The organism is Pseudoduganella sp. jia 9, assembly GCF_055502615.1.
This window is the reverse complement of sequence record NZ_JBUPWE010000005.1, coordinates 142,981-161,140: the sequence shown is the minus strand read 5'-3', so window position 1 is coordinate 161,140 and position 18,160 is coordinate 142,981. Positions and strand designations below refer to the sequence as shown.

14 protein-coding genes are annotated in these 18,160 nt (G+C 66.3%); 3 read left to right on the top strand and 11 right to left on the bottom strand.

Going from position 1 to position 18,160, the window contains the following annotated elements:
* Positions 1 to 22: 22 nt before the first annotated feature.
* The 9 genes from ACY34H_RS07135 to hutC all read right to left on the bottom strand — a co-directional run bounded on the left by ACY34H_RS07135 (position 23) and on the right by hutC (position 13,154).
* Complete coding sequence (locus ACY34H_RS07135) at positions 23 to 1,939, bottom strand: AAA family ATPase (protein WP_464976793.1); 1,917 nt, start codon at positions 1,937 to 1,939, stop codon at positions 23 to 25.
* Between the two features lie 320 nt (positions 1,940 to 2,259).
* The gene (locus ACY34H_RS07130) at positions 2,260 to 3,072 is read right to left on the bottom strand and encodes a substrate-binding periplasmic protein (protein ID WP_464976792.1); all 813 of its coding nucleotides are present in this window, start codon (positions 3,070 to 3,072) and stop codon (positions 2,260 to 2,262) included.
* A complete protein-coding gene (locus ACY34H_RS07125) occupies positions 3,069 to 4,778 on the bottom strand; it encodes an ArnT family glycosyltransferase (protein WP_464976791.1) in 1,710 nt (569 codons plus the stop codon). Before ACY34H_RS07125 ends, ACY34H_RS07130 begins: the two co-directional genes overlap by 4 nt.
* A 90-nt stretch (positions 4,779 to 4,868) precedes the next feature.
* Complete coding sequence (locus ACY34H_RS07120) at positions 4,869 to 5,138, bottom strand: type B 50S ribosomal protein L31 (RefSeq protein ID WP_464976790.1); 270 nt, start codon at positions 5,136 to 5,138, stop codon at positions 4,869 to 4,871.
* A 202-nt stretch (positions 5,139 to 5,340) separates the two neighbouring features.
* Positions 5,341 to 6,603, bottom strand: coding sequence for a transcription termination factor Rho (gene rho / locus ACY34H_RS07115; protein WP_130187463.1), 1,263 nt, complete (start codon positions 6,601 to 6,603; stop codon positions 5,341 to 5,343).
* A gap of 132 nt (positions 6,604 to 6,735) precedes the next feature.
* Positions 6,736 to 7,062 (bottom strand): thioredoxin TrxA, encoded by a 327-nt coding sequence (gene trxA, locus ACY34H_RS07110; protein ID WP_107140476.1) that lies wholly within the window; start codon positions 7,060 to 7,062, stop codon positions 6,736 to 6,738.
* A gap of 225 nt (positions 7,063 to 7,287) precedes the next feature.
* Positions 7,288 to 7,701, bottom strand: coding sequence for a response regulator (locus tag ACY34H_RS07105; RefSeq protein WP_464976789.1), 414 nt, complete (start codon positions 7,699 to 7,701; stop codon positions 7,288 to 7,290).
* Positions 7,698 to 12,341 (bottom strand): PAS domain S-box protein, encoded by a 4,644-nt coding sequence (locus ACY34H_RS07100; RefSeq protein ID WP_464976788.1) that lies wholly within the window; start codon positions 12,339 to 12,341, stop codon positions 7,698 to 7,700. The genes ACY34H_RS07105 and ACY34H_RS07100 overlap by 4 nt, the downstream gene beginning before the upstream one ends.
* Before the next feature lie 78 nt (positions 12,342 to 12,419).
* Positions 12,420 to 13,154 carry a histidine utilization repressor gene (hutC, locus tag ACY34H_RS07095; RefSeq protein ID WP_464976787.1) on the bottom strand — a complete coding sequence of 245 codons (735 nt, stop codon included), beginning with the start codon at positions 13,152 to 13,154 and terminating at the stop codon, positions 12,420 to 12,422.
* A gap of 128 nt (positions 13,155 to 13,282) precedes the next feature.
* Between hutC and ada the strand changes: the two genes are divergently transcribed.
* Both ada and ACY34H_RS07085 read left to right on the top strand, forming a co-directional pair.
* Positions 13,283 to 14,398, top strand: coding sequence for a bifunctional DNA-binding transcriptional regulator/O6-methylguanine-DNA methyltransferase Ada (gene ada, locus ACY34H_RS07090; protein WP_464976786.1), 1,116 nt, complete (start codon positions 13,283 to 13,285; stop codon positions 14,396 to 14,398).
* A complete protein-coding gene (locus tag ACY34H_RS07085) occupies positions 14,395 to 15,081 on the top strand; it encodes a 2OG-Fe(II) oxygenase (RefSeq protein ID WP_464976785.1) in 687 nt (228 codons plus the stop codon). Before ada ends, ACY34H_RS07085 begins: the two co-directional genes overlap by 4 nt.
* A gap of 12 nt (positions 15,082 to 15,093) precedes the next feature.
* On the opposite strand, the gene ACY34H_RS07080 is transcribed toward ACY34H_RS07085, so the two are convergent.
* Positions 15,094 to 15,963 (bottom strand): aldo/keto reductase family oxidoreductase, encoded by an 870-nt coding sequence (locus tag ACY34H_RS07080; protein WP_464976784.1) that lies wholly within the window; start codon positions 15,961 to 15,963, stop codon positions 15,094 to 15,096.
* Between the two features lie 109 nt (positions 15,964 to 16,072).
* Between ACY34H_RS07080 and ACY34H_RS07075 the strand changes: the two genes are divergently transcribed.
* Positions 16,073 to 16,969: a LysR family transcriptional regulator gene (locus ACY34H_RS07075; RefSeq protein ID WP_464976783.1), complete on the top strand. Its 897-nt coding sequence runs from the start codon at positions 16,073 to 16,075 to the stop codon at positions 16,967 to 16,969.
* Between the two features lie 104 nt (positions 16,970 to 17,073).
* Here the strand turns inward: ACY34H_RS07075 and ACY34H_RS07070 are convergent, their stop codons facing one another.
* Positions 17,074 to 18,027, bottom strand: a complete 954-nt coding sequence (locus tag ACY34H_RS07070) for an IS1595 family transposase (RefSeq protein ID WP_464976782.1) — start codon at positions 18,025 to 18,027, stop codon at positions 17,074 to 17,076.
* Between the last annotated feature and the right edge of the window lie 133 nt (positions 18,028 to 18,160).

Below are 18,160 nucleotides of genomic sequence, written 5' to 3'. Positions count from 1 at the left end.
TCTGGTACCTGGAGACTGGCGCTTACGCTGCCAGGCGCAGCGGTGCCGGATCGAGGCGTTCGTGCAGCAGCGCGAACACGTCGTCCTTGGTAAGAACGTAGCGCTCCATCAGCACGTCCTTCAGCGATTCCATCACGGCGCGGTAATCGCCGATCGATTTCAGTGTTTCGCTGTACAACTCGTCCGCCTTGGCTTCCACCTGCACCAGCGTGTGCTCGCCGCTCATCTCGTTCTTGAACTGGCTGTAGTCCAGCTTCGAACGGGAATACATCGACAGGCTGTTGACCATCGTGTGCAGCATCGAGGTCGCCTTCTGGATGTCGTTCTGGCTGCCCACCGAGATGCCGCGGGCGCCGTAGAACAGCTCTTCCGCCGCGACGCCGCCGTACAGCTGCATCACATCGCGTTCCAGTTCTTCCAGCGTGCGCAGGGACATGTCGTCACCGGCGGACAGCACATAGCCCAGCGCATTCAGCTTCGACACCGATTCCGTGCTGATCTTCAGCAGGTGCGACTTTTCCTTTACTTCATCCAGCGACATGCCGGCACGCAGGTAGGGATCGATCTGCATGAAGAAGTGGCCCAGTTCGTGCAAGGCGATACGCTCGCGCTGGCGGGTTTTCTCGGCCGTCGTGGCGCGGTCGGTCAGGCCGATCGTGGCGCGTTCGAAGGCGCGGAACATCAGGTCGGTGTTGATCACCACCTTGTCCTGGATCGACAGCAGCGAAGCGCGGTCGACCACGGTTTCCAGCAGTGCCGGCGAGAGGTTCTGGGTGATCTCGGCAACCTGGTCCAGGTTCATGTCGTTCCAGTCCACCAGGCCGTCTTCCTTGCGCTTCAGGAAGGAGTTCAGCAGTTCCTTGCGTTCCTGCTTGTTCGGCAGGCGGAAGTTGATCTTCACCGAGAAGCGGCGCAGCATCGCTTCGTCCATCTGCGAATTGTTGTCGTCGAAGTTCGACGCCACCACCCAGATCACGCCCTTGCCCTCGTCGCTCTTCACGCCGTCCAGCAGGCCCAGCAGGGTATTGGCGGTATCGTCTTCCCACTTCTTCTCGCCACGGCCGCGGGGCATGAACAGCGCCTGCGCTTCGTCGAGGAAGATGATGCAGTTGCCGCGTGCGGCTGCCTTGCGGTACAGCGCGTTCAGCGACTTGGAGCCGCCGCCGATGTAGCCCGATTCCAGTGCCGAACCGGAAGCCGAGATCAGCGGGTAGCCCAGGCGCTTGGCCAGGTAGCCGGCCAGCTTGGTCTTGCCCGTACCGGCGGGGCCGGTCAGCATCACGTTGAACGGCTTGTCGATGTTGTGCTGCTTGTAGACCGCGCGGTTGCGGATCATGTCTTCCAGGTGCAGCACTTCCTGCTTGATGTCTTCCATGCCGATCAGGTCGTCCATCGAACCCTTCAGCTTGTCCGGGGTGATCACCGCAGCGGAAGCGCCGCCCATGCCGGGAATGCCGAACTTCAGCACGAACAGCAGCAGCGTCACCAGGAAGATGTCGAATGCATGGCGCTTCAGGAAGGCGCCGACGGTGGCCATCGTGCCGCCGTCGTCCAGGAGCACGGCCTTGTGCTTCGACAGGTAATCTTCTTTCGCGATCGCGTACGGCAGGCTGTTACGCAGCAGCACTTCGCGTTCCAGGCTCAGGTGGGATGTGCTGGGCACCTTCACCACGTGCAGCTGGGGCGAATCCTTGAATTTGTAGATATAGCGCGGCGAATCCGACAGCGGGCGGGCGATCAGCAGGTAATCGAGCCGTGCACGCTGGCCCACGAGGGCCGTGATTTCCGAAATGTTCTGTGAGCGGACCACCGGGCTGGTGTCCTGCGCCACTTCGGTACGGATGACGGCGAAAACCACGGCTGCGACAGCCAGCACGACCAGGGCGAGGCGCACCCAGGTGTTCTTGAGCGCAAGCTGAAGTTTATAGAGATTGAACATGTGGCAGACTCAACGATTACAGATACACGGATGATGGTCGTTCGCGGGAAGCTCGATGCGCGGTTGTAGGGCGCATCTGCACCAGCTGGGATCCGGCACGCGAATGTGGCACTGCCGGAGTGTTGTTGGGCGGGGCATGGGCGCTGCCTGGGCGGCAGCTTGTATATGATGACCTGTAGGCGGTCTTTAATGCCGAGCGGCAACGTAGCGTATATGTGGACTATACCGGGCTCCACAAGCTTTGTCTTTAGTTTCCCGAAGAAAAAATCTGGATGCACAACAGGTTTTGCAACTGTTAATTACGGTCTGTCTAGCCTGAATTACAAGGATGATTGCGCTGCATCGTAGCGGCGGTCGATACGCTCCAGCGAGCCGTCGCGGCGCATCGTGTCGAGCATCCCGTTCATCCGTTCCACCAGCCGGTCCGGCACGCTGCGATGGCAGGCCAGGTACAGGCCGACGCGGTTGAAGACCAGCACCGGCACGAGCTGGCCATTGCGGCTCAGTTGATGCGTCATGTTGATTTCCGGCCGTGTGGCCACGGCCCACAGGTCGATCCGGTTCAGCAGCAGCTTTTCCGGATTGACGGCATCGTTCGGCACCGCCTCCACGTTGAAGCCGCGGCTGCGCAGGAATTCGTCGCGGGCGTCGCCGGCATAGGTGCCAATGCGCAGCGGGCGGGCATCTTCCAGCGTGCGCAGCCGCAGCGAACGGTCGGCGCGCGCCATCAGCACCCAGTCCGATTGCACGAGCGGGCCCACCCATTTGAAGGCGCCTTCGCGCTCGGCGGTGCGAGTGGTGGAATACACGCAGGTATGCGCGTCGCGCTGCGCCTTCATATAAGCGCGTTTCCAGGGCAGCAGTTCGATCGTGTGCGGCACGCCCACCCGCTCGAGCATCTGGCGCACCTTGTCGGTCTGGCGCCCTGCGGGCTTGCCGTCGACGAGCATGCTGGTCGGCGGCGTGTGTTCGCCGGTGATGACGAGGTGCGGCCAGGCCGTCGGCGCCGCGCTAACGGGCTTGGCCGCCGGGGCCGCGGCGCTGGCTGGCAGGGCGGCGAAAAGTGCCGAGGCGGTGAAAGCCGCCAGGGTGGCCAGGGCGACAGCGGCCATCCTGGAACGCAGGGTGGTCACGGCGTGGCGCGGCGGAACAGGCGGAAGCGCTCGCTGCGCTCGCTGACGCGGCGGCCTTCCCACAGCAGCGTCCAGTTGCCGGACGGGTCGCTCCGCACACCGCGCGTGTAGTCCTGCCACAGCAGCAACCGGCACTGCGCGCGATCCACGCTGTTGAACGGCAGCTTGCCGAAATAGGCGAACGAGGCGCGTTGGGCCGGGCCGGCATTGCTGGTCACGCAATCGGTATCCGGCGGCAGCACCGCCGCGGCCTGGCGCGCCACCGTGGCGTAGCTCTTGTTGTAATTGGTCAGCGGCAGGAACAGCGTCATCCACAGGATCCAGATCAGGATCACCCCGCCCGAGGACAGCACCACGGCGCGCCACAGCACCGATGGACGGCGCGAAACGCGCCACTGCACCAGCAGGAACCAGCCCAACGTGGCCGCGCCGGCCACGATCAGCGCCAGCCAGTTCACTTCCGGCACGTAGCCGGGCACCAGCCGGAGCACGTTATGGGCCGGCTTCGGCGGCCAGCCCGTCAGCTGGGCATACCAGAACAGCCACAGCATGGCCGCGCACAGCGTCAGCACCATCACCGAGAACCAGTCGATCGCATTGATCGCGCCGCGCTGCACCGTCAGCAGGCCGAACGCGGCCATGATCGCCAGCGGCGGCAGCAGTACCAGCAACTGGGCATGTTCCGGCGCCGGGTGCATCAGCAGCATCACCATCGACACGGCAACGAAGGTGGTCGGCACCACGATGTGCAGCAGGTTGTTCTGCCGGCGCCATGCATAGGCGGCCCACAGCGCGAACGGCCAGGCAGGCCAGAAGAACCATACGCCGTCGCGGAAGAAAATCTGCAGCGGCCGCAGGCTCGGCAGCGCCAGCTGGGCCATGTTCCACGTGTTCCAGGCGGCCAGCGGCGACTGGCCATAGGGCTGCGTGGCCTGAGCCGGCACCAGCCAGGGCAGCGTGACGGCGCAGGCCACGCCGAGCGAGGCCAGCAGGTGCGGCAGCGCCTTGCCGGCCGGGATCGACAGGAAGCGCGTGCAGATGAACAGTGCCACCAGCACGAAGACGGGCGGTACCCAGCCGCGTGTCAGCGTCATCAGGCCCAGGGCCAGGCCGATCAGCGCGGCATTGCGCCAGCACGGCTTTTCCATGTAGCGCACCGAACGGTACAGCGTGAGCGCGAGCAGCGCCGTCAGCAGCGGCTCGGAGGTGCTTTCATGGCTGTGCTGCAGGAAGCCCAGGCAGCCGAGGTAGATCAGCAGCGCGGCATCGGCCAGCGTGCGGCCGAAGTCGTCCGGCTCGGGCTGGCCGCCAAAGGCCAGTTTCAGCGGCTGCGCTTCGGGGCGCCGGCCCAGGTTGAAGGTGGCATACCACAGCGACAGCGCGCCCAGCAGGAAGACCCCGATGGTGGCGATGCGCGCCGCCAGCACATCGCCGACGAGGCCGCCGAACAGCTTGATGCACAGCGCACCCAGCCAGAACATCAGCGGGCCTTCCTCGGCCACCGACATGCCGGCGATGTTCGGCCACAGCCAGTCCTGCCAGGTGCCGTGCGCCATCGTCCACATGATGCCGAAGCTGGCGGCATCGTCGTTCTTCCACGGTTCGCGTCCGATCAGGCCCGGCAGGATGTACAGCATGGCCAGGGCAAACAGCGCCCAGCGGGGCAGGGCAAGGACGGCGGAGGCGGGAAGGCGTACTGGCTTCATTAATCGGTCATGCTGACGTTGGAAACAGGAGTATCGGCGATAACAATAAAAAAAGGCAGCCGCAGCTGCCTTTTTTCATGCGCGAGGCGATTAGCCCTGCGAGACGGCGGTCTTGGAACCGACTTTGCCGAACTTCTGGCGGAACTTTTCCACGCGACCGGCGGTGTCGACGATCTTGTGCTGGCCCGTGAAGAACGGGTGCGATTCCGACGAGACTTCGATCTTGACCAGCGGGTACTCTTTACCGTCGAGGGTGATCTTGTCGCGGGTCTGGATCGTGGAACGGGTCACGAACTTGAAGTCGCAGGACAGGTCGTGGAAAACAACTTCGCGGTAATCCGGATGAATTTCGTTCTTCATAATGCTTCTCTATAAAGTTTGGTAGCCAAACGGCACTTCGGCGGTCCAACCGCTTCTCGACCCGATTGCCGATCACTTGCCAGGGTTAAAAACAGCCGAAAATTATACACCAATCGTTGCCATGAAAATGGGGACGGACCCTGTTTTCCAAGAAATTTCCTGAAAAACAGGGTCCGTCCCCATTTTTGCAGCAACTTTTTGTTTAGCCGCCGCGGCGCATCATGTCGAAGAACTCGGTGTTTGTCTTCGTGGCGCGCATCTTGTCGAGGATGAACTCCATCGCTTCGATCTCGTCCATCGAGTACAGCAGCTTGCGCAGGATCCAGATCTTCTGCAGCTCGTTCGGCTTGATCAGCAGTTCCTCGCGGCGCGTGCCGGATTTGTTCAGGTTGATCGCCGGGTAGACGCGCTTCTCGGCCAGGCGGCGCTCCAGGTGCACTTCCATGTTGCCGGTGCCCTTGAATTCCTCGTAGATCACGTCATCCATGCGCGAGCCGGTTTCGATCAGGGCGGTGGCGATGATCGTCAGCGAGCCGCCTTCCTCGATGTTGCGGGCGGCGCCGAAGAAGCGTTTCGGGCGCTGCAGCGCATTGGCGTCCACACCGCCGGTCAGCACCTTGCCCGAGGCCGGGATCACGGTGTTGTAGGCGCGGGCCAGGCGGGTGATCGAGTCCAGCAGGATGACCACATCCTTCTTCATCTCGACCAGGCGCTTGGCCTTTTCCATGACCATCTCGGCAACCTGCACGTGGCGGGTGGCCGGTTCGTCGAAGGTGGAAGCGACGACTTCGCCGCGCACCGAGCGCTGCATTTCGGTCACTTCCTCCGGGCGTTCGTCGATCAGCAGCACGATCAGCGTCACGTCCGGGTGATTGGCCGTGATGGCGTGCGCGATATGCTGCAGCATCACGGATTTGCCGGATTTCGGCGACGCCACCAGCAGGCCGCGCTGGCCCTTGCCGATCGGCGCGATCAGGTCGACGATGCGGCCGGTGATGTTCTCGGCGCCGTTCATCTCGCGCTCGAGGCGCAGCGGCTCGTTCGGGTGCAGCGGCGTCAGGTTCTCAAACAGGATGCGGTGCTTCGAGGCTTCCGGCGATTCGCCGTTGACCTTGTCCACCTTGACCAGTGCAAAGTAGCGTTCGCCATCCTTCGGCGTGCGCACCTCGCCCTCGATCGAGTCACCGGTATGCAGGTTGAAGCGCCGGATTTGCGACGGCGAGATATAGATGTCGTCGGTCGACGCCATGTAGCTGGCGTCCGGCGAGCGCAGGAAGCCGAAGCCGTCCGGCAGCACTTCCAGGGCGCCATCGCCAAAGATCTGCTCGCCGGACTTGGCGCGCTTCTTCAGGATCGCGAACATCAGCTCCTGCTTGCGCAGGCGGGCCGCATTGTCGATATCCAGACTGATGGCCATTTCCAGCAACGCCGAAACGTGCAAGGCCTTTAATTCAGATAGATGCATAGGTGTTTGAGTGTCCCGTGACGGGAAAGTAAGGTAGGGGAGGGAACTGCGTGGGCTATAAATTTTCGGGGGGCGGATGCCTCGGTCCCGGCCAGGCAGGTGGTGTTGCGGGCGCAACACCACCTATATTACTCAAATATTGCTGTCGATGAAAGAGGTCAGCTGGCCTTTCGCCATGGCGCCTACTTTCTGGGCAGCCGGCACGCCGTTCTTGAACAGGATCAGCGTGGGAATGCCGCGGATGCCGAACTTGCCCGGCACGGTCTGGTTGGCATCCACGTCCAGCTTGGCGATGGTCAGCTTGCCGTCATATTCCTTGGCGACTTCTTCCAGGATCGGGGCAATGCTCTTGCATGGACCGCACCACTCGGCCCAGAAGTCCACCAGCACGGGACGGTCGGATTTCAGCACGTCGGCTTCGAACGACGCGTCGGTGATGTGTTTGATGTTTTCGCTCATGTTGTTTTCCCCTTTCGGGATCAGATTAAGTTCGCCTGGCGCGCCCGGTGCCTCTGCCCTGAGGTCCACCTGCCGGCCTGCCAAGCCCATGACTGGGAGATGGAGCCGTCGCGCAACAATTCAATGTCAAGCTCATGTCAAGTCAGATCGTTAATCGCAGTCAATCACAGCGCGGATAACGAGACTTGCAAGAGGGAATCAAGCGGGGATGGATCAAATAATAACCTATTTTCTGTCGCCGTGTAGCAGGGCGGGTCCGCCGCCGGCGGCCTCCAGCAGGCCGGCCAGCGCGCTGCGCGACAGCGGCTTGCTGCAGGCACCCAGGATCGTCAATCCCTGTGCCGTCGCCAGCGTGCGGGCCGCGCGCAGGATGCCGCTGTCCATGCCCGACAGCAGGATCACGCTGCCGGTGAAACCCCGCTCGGCCACGGCGCGCAGGAACTCGATGCCATCCATTTCCGGCAGCGACAGGTCGCAGACCAGCAGGTCGGGCCGGAACGCCGGCAGTGCCGCCAGCGCGCTGCGCGCCTCGGTGTCGGCGCGCACGCAGGAATAGCCCAGGCCGCCAATCATGTCCTTCAGCAGTTCCAGCATGAAGACGTCATCGTCCAGCAGCAGGATGCGCAGCGCGTAATTCATCGGGTCTCGCCAATGGTCGTGTGGTTCATGATGTATTCCCTGATCTGCCCCAGCAGCGGGCGGAATTGTCCGATCAGTGCCCAGGCGCTCCGTTCCGCCGCCGGGCCGGCCGGCGGCAGCGCTTCCATGCGCTCGCACAGGTCGCCCATGCCGATCGCCCCCACGGTGCGGGCGGCCGCTTTCAGCCGATGGCCCAGCTCGCGGATGCGGCCGATGTCGCCGGCGGCCAGCGCCTCGTCCAGTTCCGCCAGGCCCGCCTCGGCCGACTGCAGGAACTTGAAGGCGAAGTTGCGGATCTTGTCCGGCTGGTAGCCCAGCACCTGGGCCAGCACGGAAAGGTCGACGACCGCCGGGTCGCCGGCCAGGGCGCCGTGCGGCCGGCGCTGGGCGGCACCTTCGCCGCCTTCGCCGCCATCGCCATCGCCGTTGCTTTCATCCCCGTCGCCGCGGGCGGCATGCACGCGCCGCTCCGGCAGCCACGACGCGATCGTGCGCACCAGCAGCGCCGGCTGGATCGGCTTGGCGATGAAGTCGTCCATGCCGGCCGTGAGGCAGCGTTCCCGTTCGTCGCTGGTGGCGGTGGCCGTCATTGCCAGCACGCGCAGCCCGGCCAGGCGCGCCTCGGCGCGGATCCGGCGGGTCGCTTCCAGGCCATCCATCACCGGCATCTGCACATCCATCAGCACGCAGTCGAAGCGCGATTCCGACAGTGCCGCCAGCGCCTCGGCGCCGTTGCCGGCCAGCCGTACCGCGGCGCCCGCTTCCTCCAGCATCTCCAGGCCGATCTGCTGGTTGAAGGCATTGTCTTCGACCAGCAAAATATGCGCATGCTGAAGCGGGGCGCCCTTCAGCGATGCCGGTTCGGCGGCCGGCACCGGCGGCAGCGCGTCGGACGCGCCGGGAATGCCCAGCTGGGCGGTGAGCCAGAACGTGCTGCCGGCGCCGGGCGTGCTCGTGACGCCGACCTCGCCCCCCATCAGCTGCGCCAGTTCCTTGCAGATGGCCAGGCCGAGACCGGTACCGCCATAGGCGCGCGTGGTGGAGGGGTCGGCCTGCTGGAACGACTGGAACAGCCTGCTCATTTCCTGTTCCGTCATGCCGATGCCTTCGTCGCTCACTTCGAAGCGCAGCAGGCAATGCGTGTCGCCGCCGGCCAGCCGCCGCACGCGCAGGCCGATCGTGCCGTGCTCGCTGAACTTGATCGCGTTGTTGGCGTAGTTGATCAGCACCTGGCCCAGCCGCAAAGGATCGCCGCGCAGCCTGGGCGGCACATCGGCATCGATGGCGATGTCGAGGCGCAGTTCCTTCGCGGTCGCCTTCGGCGCCACCAGCGTCGTCAGCGTTTCAATGACCTGGTCCAGCGCGAACTCCGTCTGCTCGATCTCCAGCATGCCCGCCTCGATCTTTGAAATATCGAGAATGTCGTCGATGATGCCCAGCAGGTGTTCGCCGGCAAAGCGGATCTTTTCCAGGTAGTCGCGCTGGCGCGGATCGAGATCGGTCTTCAGCGCCAGGTGTGCCATGCCGATCACGCCGTTCATCGGCGTGCGGATTTCATGGCTCATGTTGGCCAGGAACTGGCCCTTGGCCTGGCTGGCTTCCTCGGCGACCTGCTTGGCCTGGTCCAGCTGCTCGGTGCGCTGCGCCACGCGCTCCTCGAGGTGCTCGTTCAGCTCGCGCAGCGCCTGTTCCTGCCGCTTGCCTTCGGTGATGTCGATCGACATGCAGATCAGGTAGACCGGCTCGCCATGCTCGTCGAACACGGGCTTCTTGAACGTGCGCAGCGTCAGGTGCTGGCGCAGTGCCGGATTGAACAGCGTTTCCTCGTAATCGATCTGCTCGCCGCGCGCAAACGCCTCGCGGTCGCGCCGGGCGAATTCCACCAGCTCCTTCGGCGTGTGCAGGTGCGCGTAGGTGCCGTTGTGCAGGTCGGCCATCGTGTAGCCGAACTGCCGCTCGCAGGCGGGATTCATCAGCAGCATGCGGCAATCCGGGCCTTTCAGGAACAGGCCGATCGGCATCATCTGGATGATTTCCTGCAGCCGCTGCTCGCCCTGGCGCAGCGCGTCGGCGCTGTTCTTGCGTTCGGTGATGTCGGTCAGGCTGGCCACCGCCATCGTCGCGGCGCCCAGTTCGTCGCGCATCGGCTCCGCATTCACCGACAGCCAGCAGGTGCTGCCGTTGTCGGCCGTGACCCCCATCACCACGTCGCGCACCGAGCGGCCGCTGGCCAGCGCGCGCAGCACCGGATGCTGGTCGGCGGCGAACGGCCGGCCGTCCTCGTGCATGCCGGGCCACAGCCGCGCGCCGCTGGCGGCCGCCGGCCCCAGCATGCGGCCCGCCGCCGTATTGCATTCGAGGATCACGCCTTCGCTGTTCAGCACCACCAGGCCGTTGGTGACGGCATTGAACACCGAGGCCATGCGCTGGCTCGAGTTGCGCAGCGCCACCTCGGCCAGGCGCCGGTCGGTGATGTCGGAGATCATCGCCAGCGTGCCGGCGTACTCGCCATCGTCGGCATGGATCTGCGTCGTCGACACCAGGCCCCACATCGACGAGCCATCCTTGCGGTAGAAGCGGGCATCGCCCTGTTCCACCTCGCCGGGCCGGCGGCGCTGGTTCTGCCGTACCAGCTGGGCCACGCTTTCCTCGTCGAGGAAGGAGTTCATCGGCCGGCCCACCATCTCGTCCGGCTCGTAGCCCAGCATGCGCGCCATCGTCGGGTTGACGAACGACGTGCGATTGCCGGCGTCCAGCATCCAGATGCCTTCGGTGGCGGTCTGCACGATCAGGCGGTAGCGCTCGGAACTGGCGTGCAGGGCCTGCTCGGTGCGCTGGCGCTGGGTCATGTCGCGCACCGAGACCACCGACAGGCCCTGGCCCGCCATCTCGATCGGCGCCAGGTGCACCATGGCCGGGAAATGGGCGCCGTCGGCGCGCCGCGCCGTCAGCACGCGGCCCGGCAGGTTCGGGCGCGAGAACAGCTCGCGCGTCAGACCGGGCGCGCTGCGCATCACTTCCGGCACCAGCAGCTCCATCGACAGCCCGGCCATGTCGCCGGCCTGGTAACCGAAGCAGCCGGCGGCGGCGCGATTCACCTGTTTCACGCGGCCGGCGCGGTCCGCCACCAGGATGCCTCCGGGCATGGCCTCCAGCACCGCGGACAAGCGTTCCCGCTCGGCCGCCGCGCGATCGCCCACCGGCCCCAGCGTGCCGCTCGCCAGCACGGCAAGCACGCCGCTGCGTTCGGTCACGCGGCCGCGCACCACGGTCCAGCGGAAACTGCCGTCGCGGCAGCGCATCCGGCATTCGTGCACCAGCAACGTGTCGTCGACGGGATCGAGGCCGATGCGCGACATCTCGTGTATCAGCTGCAGGCGGTCGTCCGGATGCACATGCTGCAGCCAGGCTTCGCGGTCGCGCGGTGCGAAGCCATCGGTGCCATAACCGAGCAGCTCGCCGACGCGGGGCGACAGCCGCACCTCATCGCTTTGCGGGTGCCATTCCCAGACGGCTTCGCAGGCGGCGTCCAGCGCGCGCTCGGCCAGCGGTGCCGGTGCCGCGGCCGGCGCGGCAGGTGCCAGCTGGGGCTGCGCGCGGGTGCCGCGCAGGCGCCAGAGCGCCGCGCCACCCAGCAGCGCCGCCAGCGTGCCGGCCGCGATCCATGGCCAGGGCGGGCGCGGGGCGGGTTCGCGGTACAGGAAACCGTCGAGCGGCACGCTGCGCGGCAACATGCCCAGCGTAATATAGGTATTGACGATTGCCTGCCAGCGCACCGGATTGCTGTAGCCGGGTTCGACCAGCGCCTGCTCCAGCAGCTTGGCGGTCTCGCGCGCCTCGTGCATCAGGTGCTCGCGCGAATGGCCCTGCGGGTAGCGGGCGCGGATCAGGTCGACGATTTCTTCGGGGTGCGCCATCGCGTAACGCCAGCCGCGCAGCGTGGCGGCGCGCATCGCGCGTGCCCGTTCCGGATGCTCGCGCAGTTCTTCCTCGGTGGTGAACAGGTTGTCGCCGTAGAAGTCGATGCCGGCCGCGCGCGGCGACAGCACGTCGTAGCGCGCACCTGTGCGGCCCAGCGTGTACGACACGTCCGTGATATAGCCCGACATCGCATCGACCTTGCCGTCCAGCAGATCGTCGAACCGCTGGCTGTGCGTCTGCAGTTTCAGGTCGGTCAGCTTGACGCCCTGGCGCAGCAGGTAGGCCTGCAATTCGTCGTTGCCCGGCGCCAGCATCACGCGCGCGCCGGTCCAATGGATTGGCGTGCCGTCCGGCGCACGGCGCACGATCAGCGCGGCCGCCGAGTGCTGGAAGATCGAGGCGAGCACCACCACCGGCTTGCCCGCGGCACGGTGCAGCAGCAGGCTGCTGTTGCCGATGCCGTACTGGGCCTGGCCGGACAGCACGGCGCGCACCGGAGCCTCGCCGGGCTGCGCCTCGAGCAGCGTGACGTCGAGCCCTTCGTCACGGTAATAACCCTTGTCCTGCGCGGCGTAGTAGCCGGCAAACTGGAACTGGTGGCGCCACTTCAGCTGGACGGTAACCCGCTCCAGCCCGAATGCCGGGCCGCATGCGCACAGCAGCAATGCGGCCAGGTGCAGCAGGCGGCGGCGTGCGGGGCGGACAGGATGGGACGGCAACGGCTTCCTTTCGTGAAGTCGGCCAACGCGGCCGGATCGGTATTCAGCGAACAATGGAATATACAACGACCGGCGCGCTCAGGCGTGCGCACCGGTGGCGACGCTGCCGGCGAACTGGTAACGGTGGCCGGGATGCCACATGGTGACCAGCGATGCCACCTTGCCGGCCGAGCGCGTGCGCCGGCGCAGCACCAGGCAGGGCTGGCGCGCATCCATCGCCAGCATGTCGGCAATGTCGCGCGGCGCCGCCAGTGCCTCGAGACTGTAGGTGGCGGCCTGCAGCGGGGCCGTCGCCAGCAGGTATTCGCTGGGCGTCATGCGCGTGAAATCCTGCACCAGGTAATCAGGCGCCACCTGCGGATTAACCCAGCGGTCCTCCACCTGGATCGGCACGCCGTTTTCATAATGAACGATGATCGAGTGAAACAGCGTGTGCCCGGCGGGCAGTTCGAAACCCTTGGCCAGCAACTCGTGGGCGGGGCCCTGGTCGAGCCGCTGCAGCGTGCTGCGGTGCGTGTGGCCGCGCGCGCGGATCTCGTCGGCGATGCTGCGGATCTCGAGCAGCGTGGCCTGCACCTTCTGCGGCGCCACGTAGGTGCCCGAGCCCTGGCGGCGCGTCAGGATGGCCTCGGCCGTCAGCTCGCGCACGGCGCGGTTGACGGTCATCCGCGACACGCCGAACTGCTTCACCAGCGCCTGTTCGGACGGGATCACGTCGCCTTCCTTCCAGTGCCCGGCGGCGATCTGCGCCATCAGGAAATCCTTGATCTGCTGGAAAATGGGCGTGCCCGCTGCATCATGCCGTGCTTCCAAGTTCCTGCTCCTCTGCGCCATGGTCGCGGCATTTTAGCAGCCAGAGTGAATTCAAAAGCAAGCGGCAGGGTGCCGGCCATGCCGCCGCTGCCTATCATGGCGGCATACAATGCTGAAAGGAGCCTTCCATGGATAACCCCACCCTCGATACCGCCCTGGCGCCGGCCTTCGATACCGACGAGGCGCGCTGGGCCGCCGTGCAGGGGCGCGACGCGGCCGCGGATGGCCGCTTTGTCTATTCCGTGCGCACCACCGGCGTGTACTGCCGGCCGTCGTGCGGCGCGCGGCCGGCGCTGCGCACGAATGTCGCCTTCCACGCCGGTACCCGCGAGGCCGAGCTGGCCGGCTTCCGGCCCTGCCTGCGCTGCAAGCCCGACGGCCCGCCGCTGGCCGAACGCCATGCCGCCCTGGTGGCCGAGGTGTGCCGGCTGATCGACGCGGCCGACGAGGAACCCGATCTCGCCACGCTGGCCGCGGCCAGCGGCATCAGCCGCTTCCACCTGCACCGCATTTTCAAGGCGCAGACCGGCATCACGCCGAAAGCCTACGCCGCAGCGCGGCGCAAGGAGCGCATGCGCGACAACCTGGCGGGCCCGGCGCAACAGCCGTCGGTGACGGAGGCGATCTACGCGGCCGGCTACAACTCGAGCGGCCGCTTCTACGCCACCTCGCGCGAAGCGCTGGGCATGACGCCCACCGCGTTCCGCCGCGGCGGCCGCGGCGCCACGATCCGCTTCGCCATCGCCCAGTGTTCGCTGGGCGCCATCCTGGTTGCCAGTACCGATGTCGGCATCTGCGCGATCCTGATGGGCGACGATCCCGAGGCGCTGGCGCGCGAGCTGCAGGACCGCTTCCCGAACGCCGACCTGGTGGGCGCCGAACGCGACTACGAAGCCGTGGTGGCGCAGGTGATCGGCCTGGTCGAAGCGCCGGAAACGGGGCTCGATCTGCCGCTGGACGTGCGCGGCACGGCATTCCAGCAGCGTGTGTGGCAGGCATTGCGCACGATCCCGGCCGGCCGCAAGGTCAGCTACACGGAGCTGGCGGCAATGGTCGGCGCGCCGAAGAGCGTGCGCGCGGTCGCCGGCGCCTGTGCCGCCAATGCGATCGCGGTGGCGATTCCCTGCCACCGCGTGGTGCGCAACGACGGCGCGCTGTCCGGCTACCGCTGGGGAGTCGAACGCAAGCAGGCCTTGCTGGAGCGGGAGCTTGAGCGCGAAGTTGCGCGGGAGCGGGCGAAGTGAGCGTCGACTGGCAATGCGTGGAGGAGGAACTGAACGCCTTCGGCTGCGCGCGCGTGTCAGGCCTGCTGACGCCGGACCAGTGCACGCAGCTGGCGGCCGCCTACGATGACGCCGGCCTGTTCCGCAGCCGCATCGTGATGGCGCGGCATGGCTTCGGCCGCGGCGAGTACCAGTACTTCCGCTACCCGTTGCCGGACCCCGTGCAGGCGCTGCGCACGGCGCTGTACGGCCCGCTGGCGGCGATCGCCAACCGCTGGCATGCGGCGCTCGGCATCGACGAACGCTACCCGCCGCGGCATGCGGACTACCTGGCACGCTGCCATGCCGCCGGCCAGGTCCGCCCCACGCCGCTGCTGCTGCGCTACGGCGAAGGCGACTACAACTGCCTGCACCAGGACCTGTATGGCGAGCACGTTTTTCCGCTGCAGGCGGCCTTGCTGCTGTCGCGGCCCGGCGCCGACTTCACCGGCGGCGAATTCGTGCTGACAGAGCAGCGGCCGCGCATGCAGTCGCGCGCCGAGGTCGTGCCGCTGGAGCAGGGCGATTGCGTGATCTTCCCGGTGCACCACCGCCCCGTGAACGGCACGCGCGGCGTGTATCGCGTCACCATGCGGCATGGCGTGTCGCGCCTGCGCGGCGGGCGGCGGCATACGCTGGGCATCATTTTCCACGACGCGGCCTGAGCGCCGGCGGGATCAGCCGATCGCCGCGATCCGGTCCAGCTCCGCCACCGCATCGGCCGGCAGCACCAGCGCCGCCGCGGCGAGGTTCTGGCGCAGATGAGCGAGCGACGAAGTGCCGGGAATCACGAGGATGTTCGGCGACCGCTGCAGCAGCCAGGCGATCGCCACCGCCATCGGCGTGGTATCGAGCCGCGCCGCCACGGCCGACAGCGTGTCCGACTGCAGCGGCGAAAAACCGCCCAGCGGGAAGAACGGCACGTAGGCGATGCCGTCGGCGGCCAGCGCGTCGATCAGCGCATCGTCGCCGCGGTGGACCAGGTTGTACTGGTTCTGCACGCAGGCGATCGGCACCATGCGGCGTGCCTCCTGCACCTGGGCCGCCGTCACGTTCGACAAGCCGATGTGGCGCACCAGGCCCTGCTCGCGCAGGCCGGCCAGCACGGCCAGCGGTGCTTCCAGCGAACCTTCCGCCGGGCCGTGCACATCGAACATGGCGCGCAGGTTGACCACGTCCAGCGATTCCAGGCCGAGGTTGCGCAGGTTGTCGTGCACCGCTTCCGTCAGTTCCTCCTTTGAAAACGCCGGCAGCCAGTTGCCCTGGCCGTCGCGCCGCGCGCCGATCTTGGTCACGATGCTCAGGTTTGCCGGGTAGGGATGCAGCGCTTCGCGGATCAGCTGGTTGGTCACGTGCGGGCCGTAGAAATCCGAGGTGTCGATGTGATCGACGCCACCCGCCACCGCGGCGCGCAGCACGTCACGCGCGGCTTGCGGATCTTTTGGCGGGCCGAACACGCCCGGCCCGGCCAGCTGCATGGCGCCGTAGCCGAGCCGGTTCACCGTGCGGTCGCCCAGCTGCCAGGTTGCGTGTTGGGTAGTCGACATGCCGTTCTCCTTCGTCAGTAGTAATGGACAGAGCATAAAAGCGCGTCGGCTGCGCGACAATCCGGTAAAGTGTGCATGGGTTGTGCGAAAAATCGAACAATGGATGGCAATGAAGGTCGATCTCGGTGATTTGAATGCGTTCGTGACCGTGGCGCGCGCCGGCGGCTTCCGCGATGCCGCGCGCGCGTCCGGCGTCAGCCCCTCCGGGCTGAGCGAAGCCGTGCGGCGCCTGGAAGCGCGGCTCGGCGTGCGCCTGCTGAACCGCAGCACGCGCAGCGTGGTGCCCACCGAGGCCGGCCGCAGCCTGCTCGATCGCCTGGCGCCGGCACTCGACGAGGTGCAGGGTGCGCTCGACGTCGTGAACGCCTTCCGCGACCGGCCGACCGGCACCCTGCGGCTGAACGTGCCGCTGGCGGCCGCGCGGCTGGTGCTGCCGTCGATCCTGCCGCGCTTCCTTGCGGCGTATCCGGACATCGTGGTCGATGTCGCCGTCGAGGACAGCTTCGTCGACATGCTGGCCGCCGGCTTCGACGCCGGCATCCGCTACGAGGAGCGGCTCGAGCAGGACATGATCGCCGTGCCCATCGGCCCGCGCGTGCAGCGCTTCGCCGCCGCCGCGGCGCCGGCGTACCTGGCCCGCGCGGGGCGCCCCGCGCATCCAGGGGAACTGCTGCGGCACGCCTGCCTGGCGGGTTACTTTGCCGGCGGCACCGCCACGCCATGGGAATTCGCGCGCGACGGCGAGACCGTGCGCGTCGACCCGCAGGGGCCCCTGCGGGTGCGGCTGGGGGCCGGTGCAGACCTGGCGGTGCACGCCGCGGTGGCCGGCGCCGGCATCGTCTACCTGTTCGAGGACTGGCTGCAGCCATATTTCACGCGCGGCGAACTGGAACCGGTGCTGGAACCATGGTGGCTGAGCTTTTCCGGGCCTTTCCTGTATTACCCCGGAAGGCGCCTGGTACCCGCGCCGCTGCGGGCGTTCATCGATTTCGTCCGGGACGCGTGACGACGGGATGGCAAAAAATCAGGCGCTGTTCGCGTTAGCTCGACATTGCATAGCAGTGTGGAACTTTCTCCATGTGCTGTTGTCGTGGGCGGCGGGCCCTGCCGCTAATTTTTCGCCACGGCAACGCGTAGCCAGTCCCTTGGTACCGTCAGCACGGCGGCATCGAGCACCCGTCGCCAACCCGTGTAGTTGGCCAGGTAGCGGCTGGCGACGCCGTTGAAGCGCCGCAGCCATGTCTTGAAGCGGCTATGCCATCCGTTCACATTCTGGATATGAATTGCGCCGCGCGCGCGGATGCCCGCCTTGACGTTCACTGCTTCGTGCGTGATGCCGGCCTGCCGCGCGAATGCGTGGTAAGCCATGGCGGCATCGCTGATCAGGAGTACGTCCGGTACCAGCACCGGTTGCAGGTGCTGCGCCAACTGGCTTGCGCTGACCGGGCCGCGGCCGGTCACGAAATCACAGGTTTGCCGGTTGCGGTCGCGGGCGACGAGAATGCAGTCGAACTCGCTGCTGATACCACGACGGCGGGCCTTGCCGCCACGCCTGCGGGGCGGGCGGCTCAGGTGCCGCGAACCCTTCTGCGATTCGAGATGATAGGTTTCGTCCGCTTCGACGATGCCGGACAAGTGCGGCCGCCGCTCGCGGCGTACGGCAGCGATAAAGCGGTGGCGCCACCGGAAGCTGGTGGACTTCGCGACCGCGACCCGTTCTGCCGCGGCGCGCACGGTCGCCGAATCGACCAGGCACTGTAGATACGGCAGCCACCTGTCGCGCAATCGCAGGCGGGCGAGCGGCGTGCCGGTCAAGGCATTGAAACTGCGCCGGCACGCCACGCAGCGATAGCGTTGCAAGCCGTTGGCGTGGCCGCAGCGGTGGCAGCGCTGACCGCCACAGGCGGGACACGAAGGTTTTCCAGCTGCTTCCTCGATCAGGCGCAGACACTGGCCTGGGCGCACGAGGTTGCCGAGCAAGCCCTGCAAAAATGCGATCTCCTCCTCGGACAGCCCGAGTTTTCCGAGCGCCTCGACAATCGCACCGAGCTCCGCTGTATCCATAACTCCCCCTGATATACATGAAGTATCTCAACAGGGGATCAGACAGTGATTCCAGCGGGAAGTTCACCGACTTAAGGCGAACAGCGCCAAAAATCATTTGACTGCACTTGTATAGACAACCTATGCTGTAACG

Coding starts and splice junctions, on each gene's coding strand:
- ACY34H_RS07135 (WP_464976793.1), bottom strand. CDS start 1,939: ATGTTCAATCTCTATAAACTTCAGCTTGCGCTCAAGAACACCTGGGTG.
- ACY34H_RS07125 (WP_464976791.1), bottom strand. CDS start 4,778: ATGAAGCCAGTACGCCTTCCCGCCTCCGCCGTCCTTGCCCTGCCCCGC.
- ACY34H_RS07120 (WP_464976790.1), bottom strand. CDS start 5,138: ATGAAGAACGAAATTCATCCGGATTACCGCGAAGTTGTTTTCCACGAC.
- rho (WP_130187463.1), bottom strand. CDS start 6,603: ATGCATCTATCTGAATTAAAGGCCTTGCACGTTTCGGCGTTGCTGGAA.
- trxA (WP_107140476.1), bottom strand. CDS start 7,062: ATGAGCGAAAACATCAAACACATCACCGACGCGTCGTTCGAAGCCGAC.
- ACY34H_RS07105 (WP_464976789.1), bottom strand. CDS start 7,701: ATGAATTACGCGCTGCGCATCCTGCTGCTGGACGATGACGTCTTCATG.
- ada (WP_464976786.1), top strand. CDS start 13,283: ATGGATAACCCCACCCTCGATACCGCCCTGGCGCCGGCCTTCGATACC.
- ACY34H_RS07080 (WP_464976784.1), bottom strand. CDS start 15,963: ATGTCGACTACCCAACACGCAACCTGGCAGCTGGGCGACCGCACGGTG.
- ACY34H_RS07075 (WP_464976783.1), top strand. CDS start 16,073: ATGAAGGTCGATCTCGGTGATTTGAATGCGTTCGTGACCGTGGCGCGC.
- ACY34H_RS07070 (WP_464976782.1), bottom strand. CDS start 18,027: ATGGATACAGCGGAGCTCGGTGCGATTGTCGAGGCGCTCGGAAAACTC.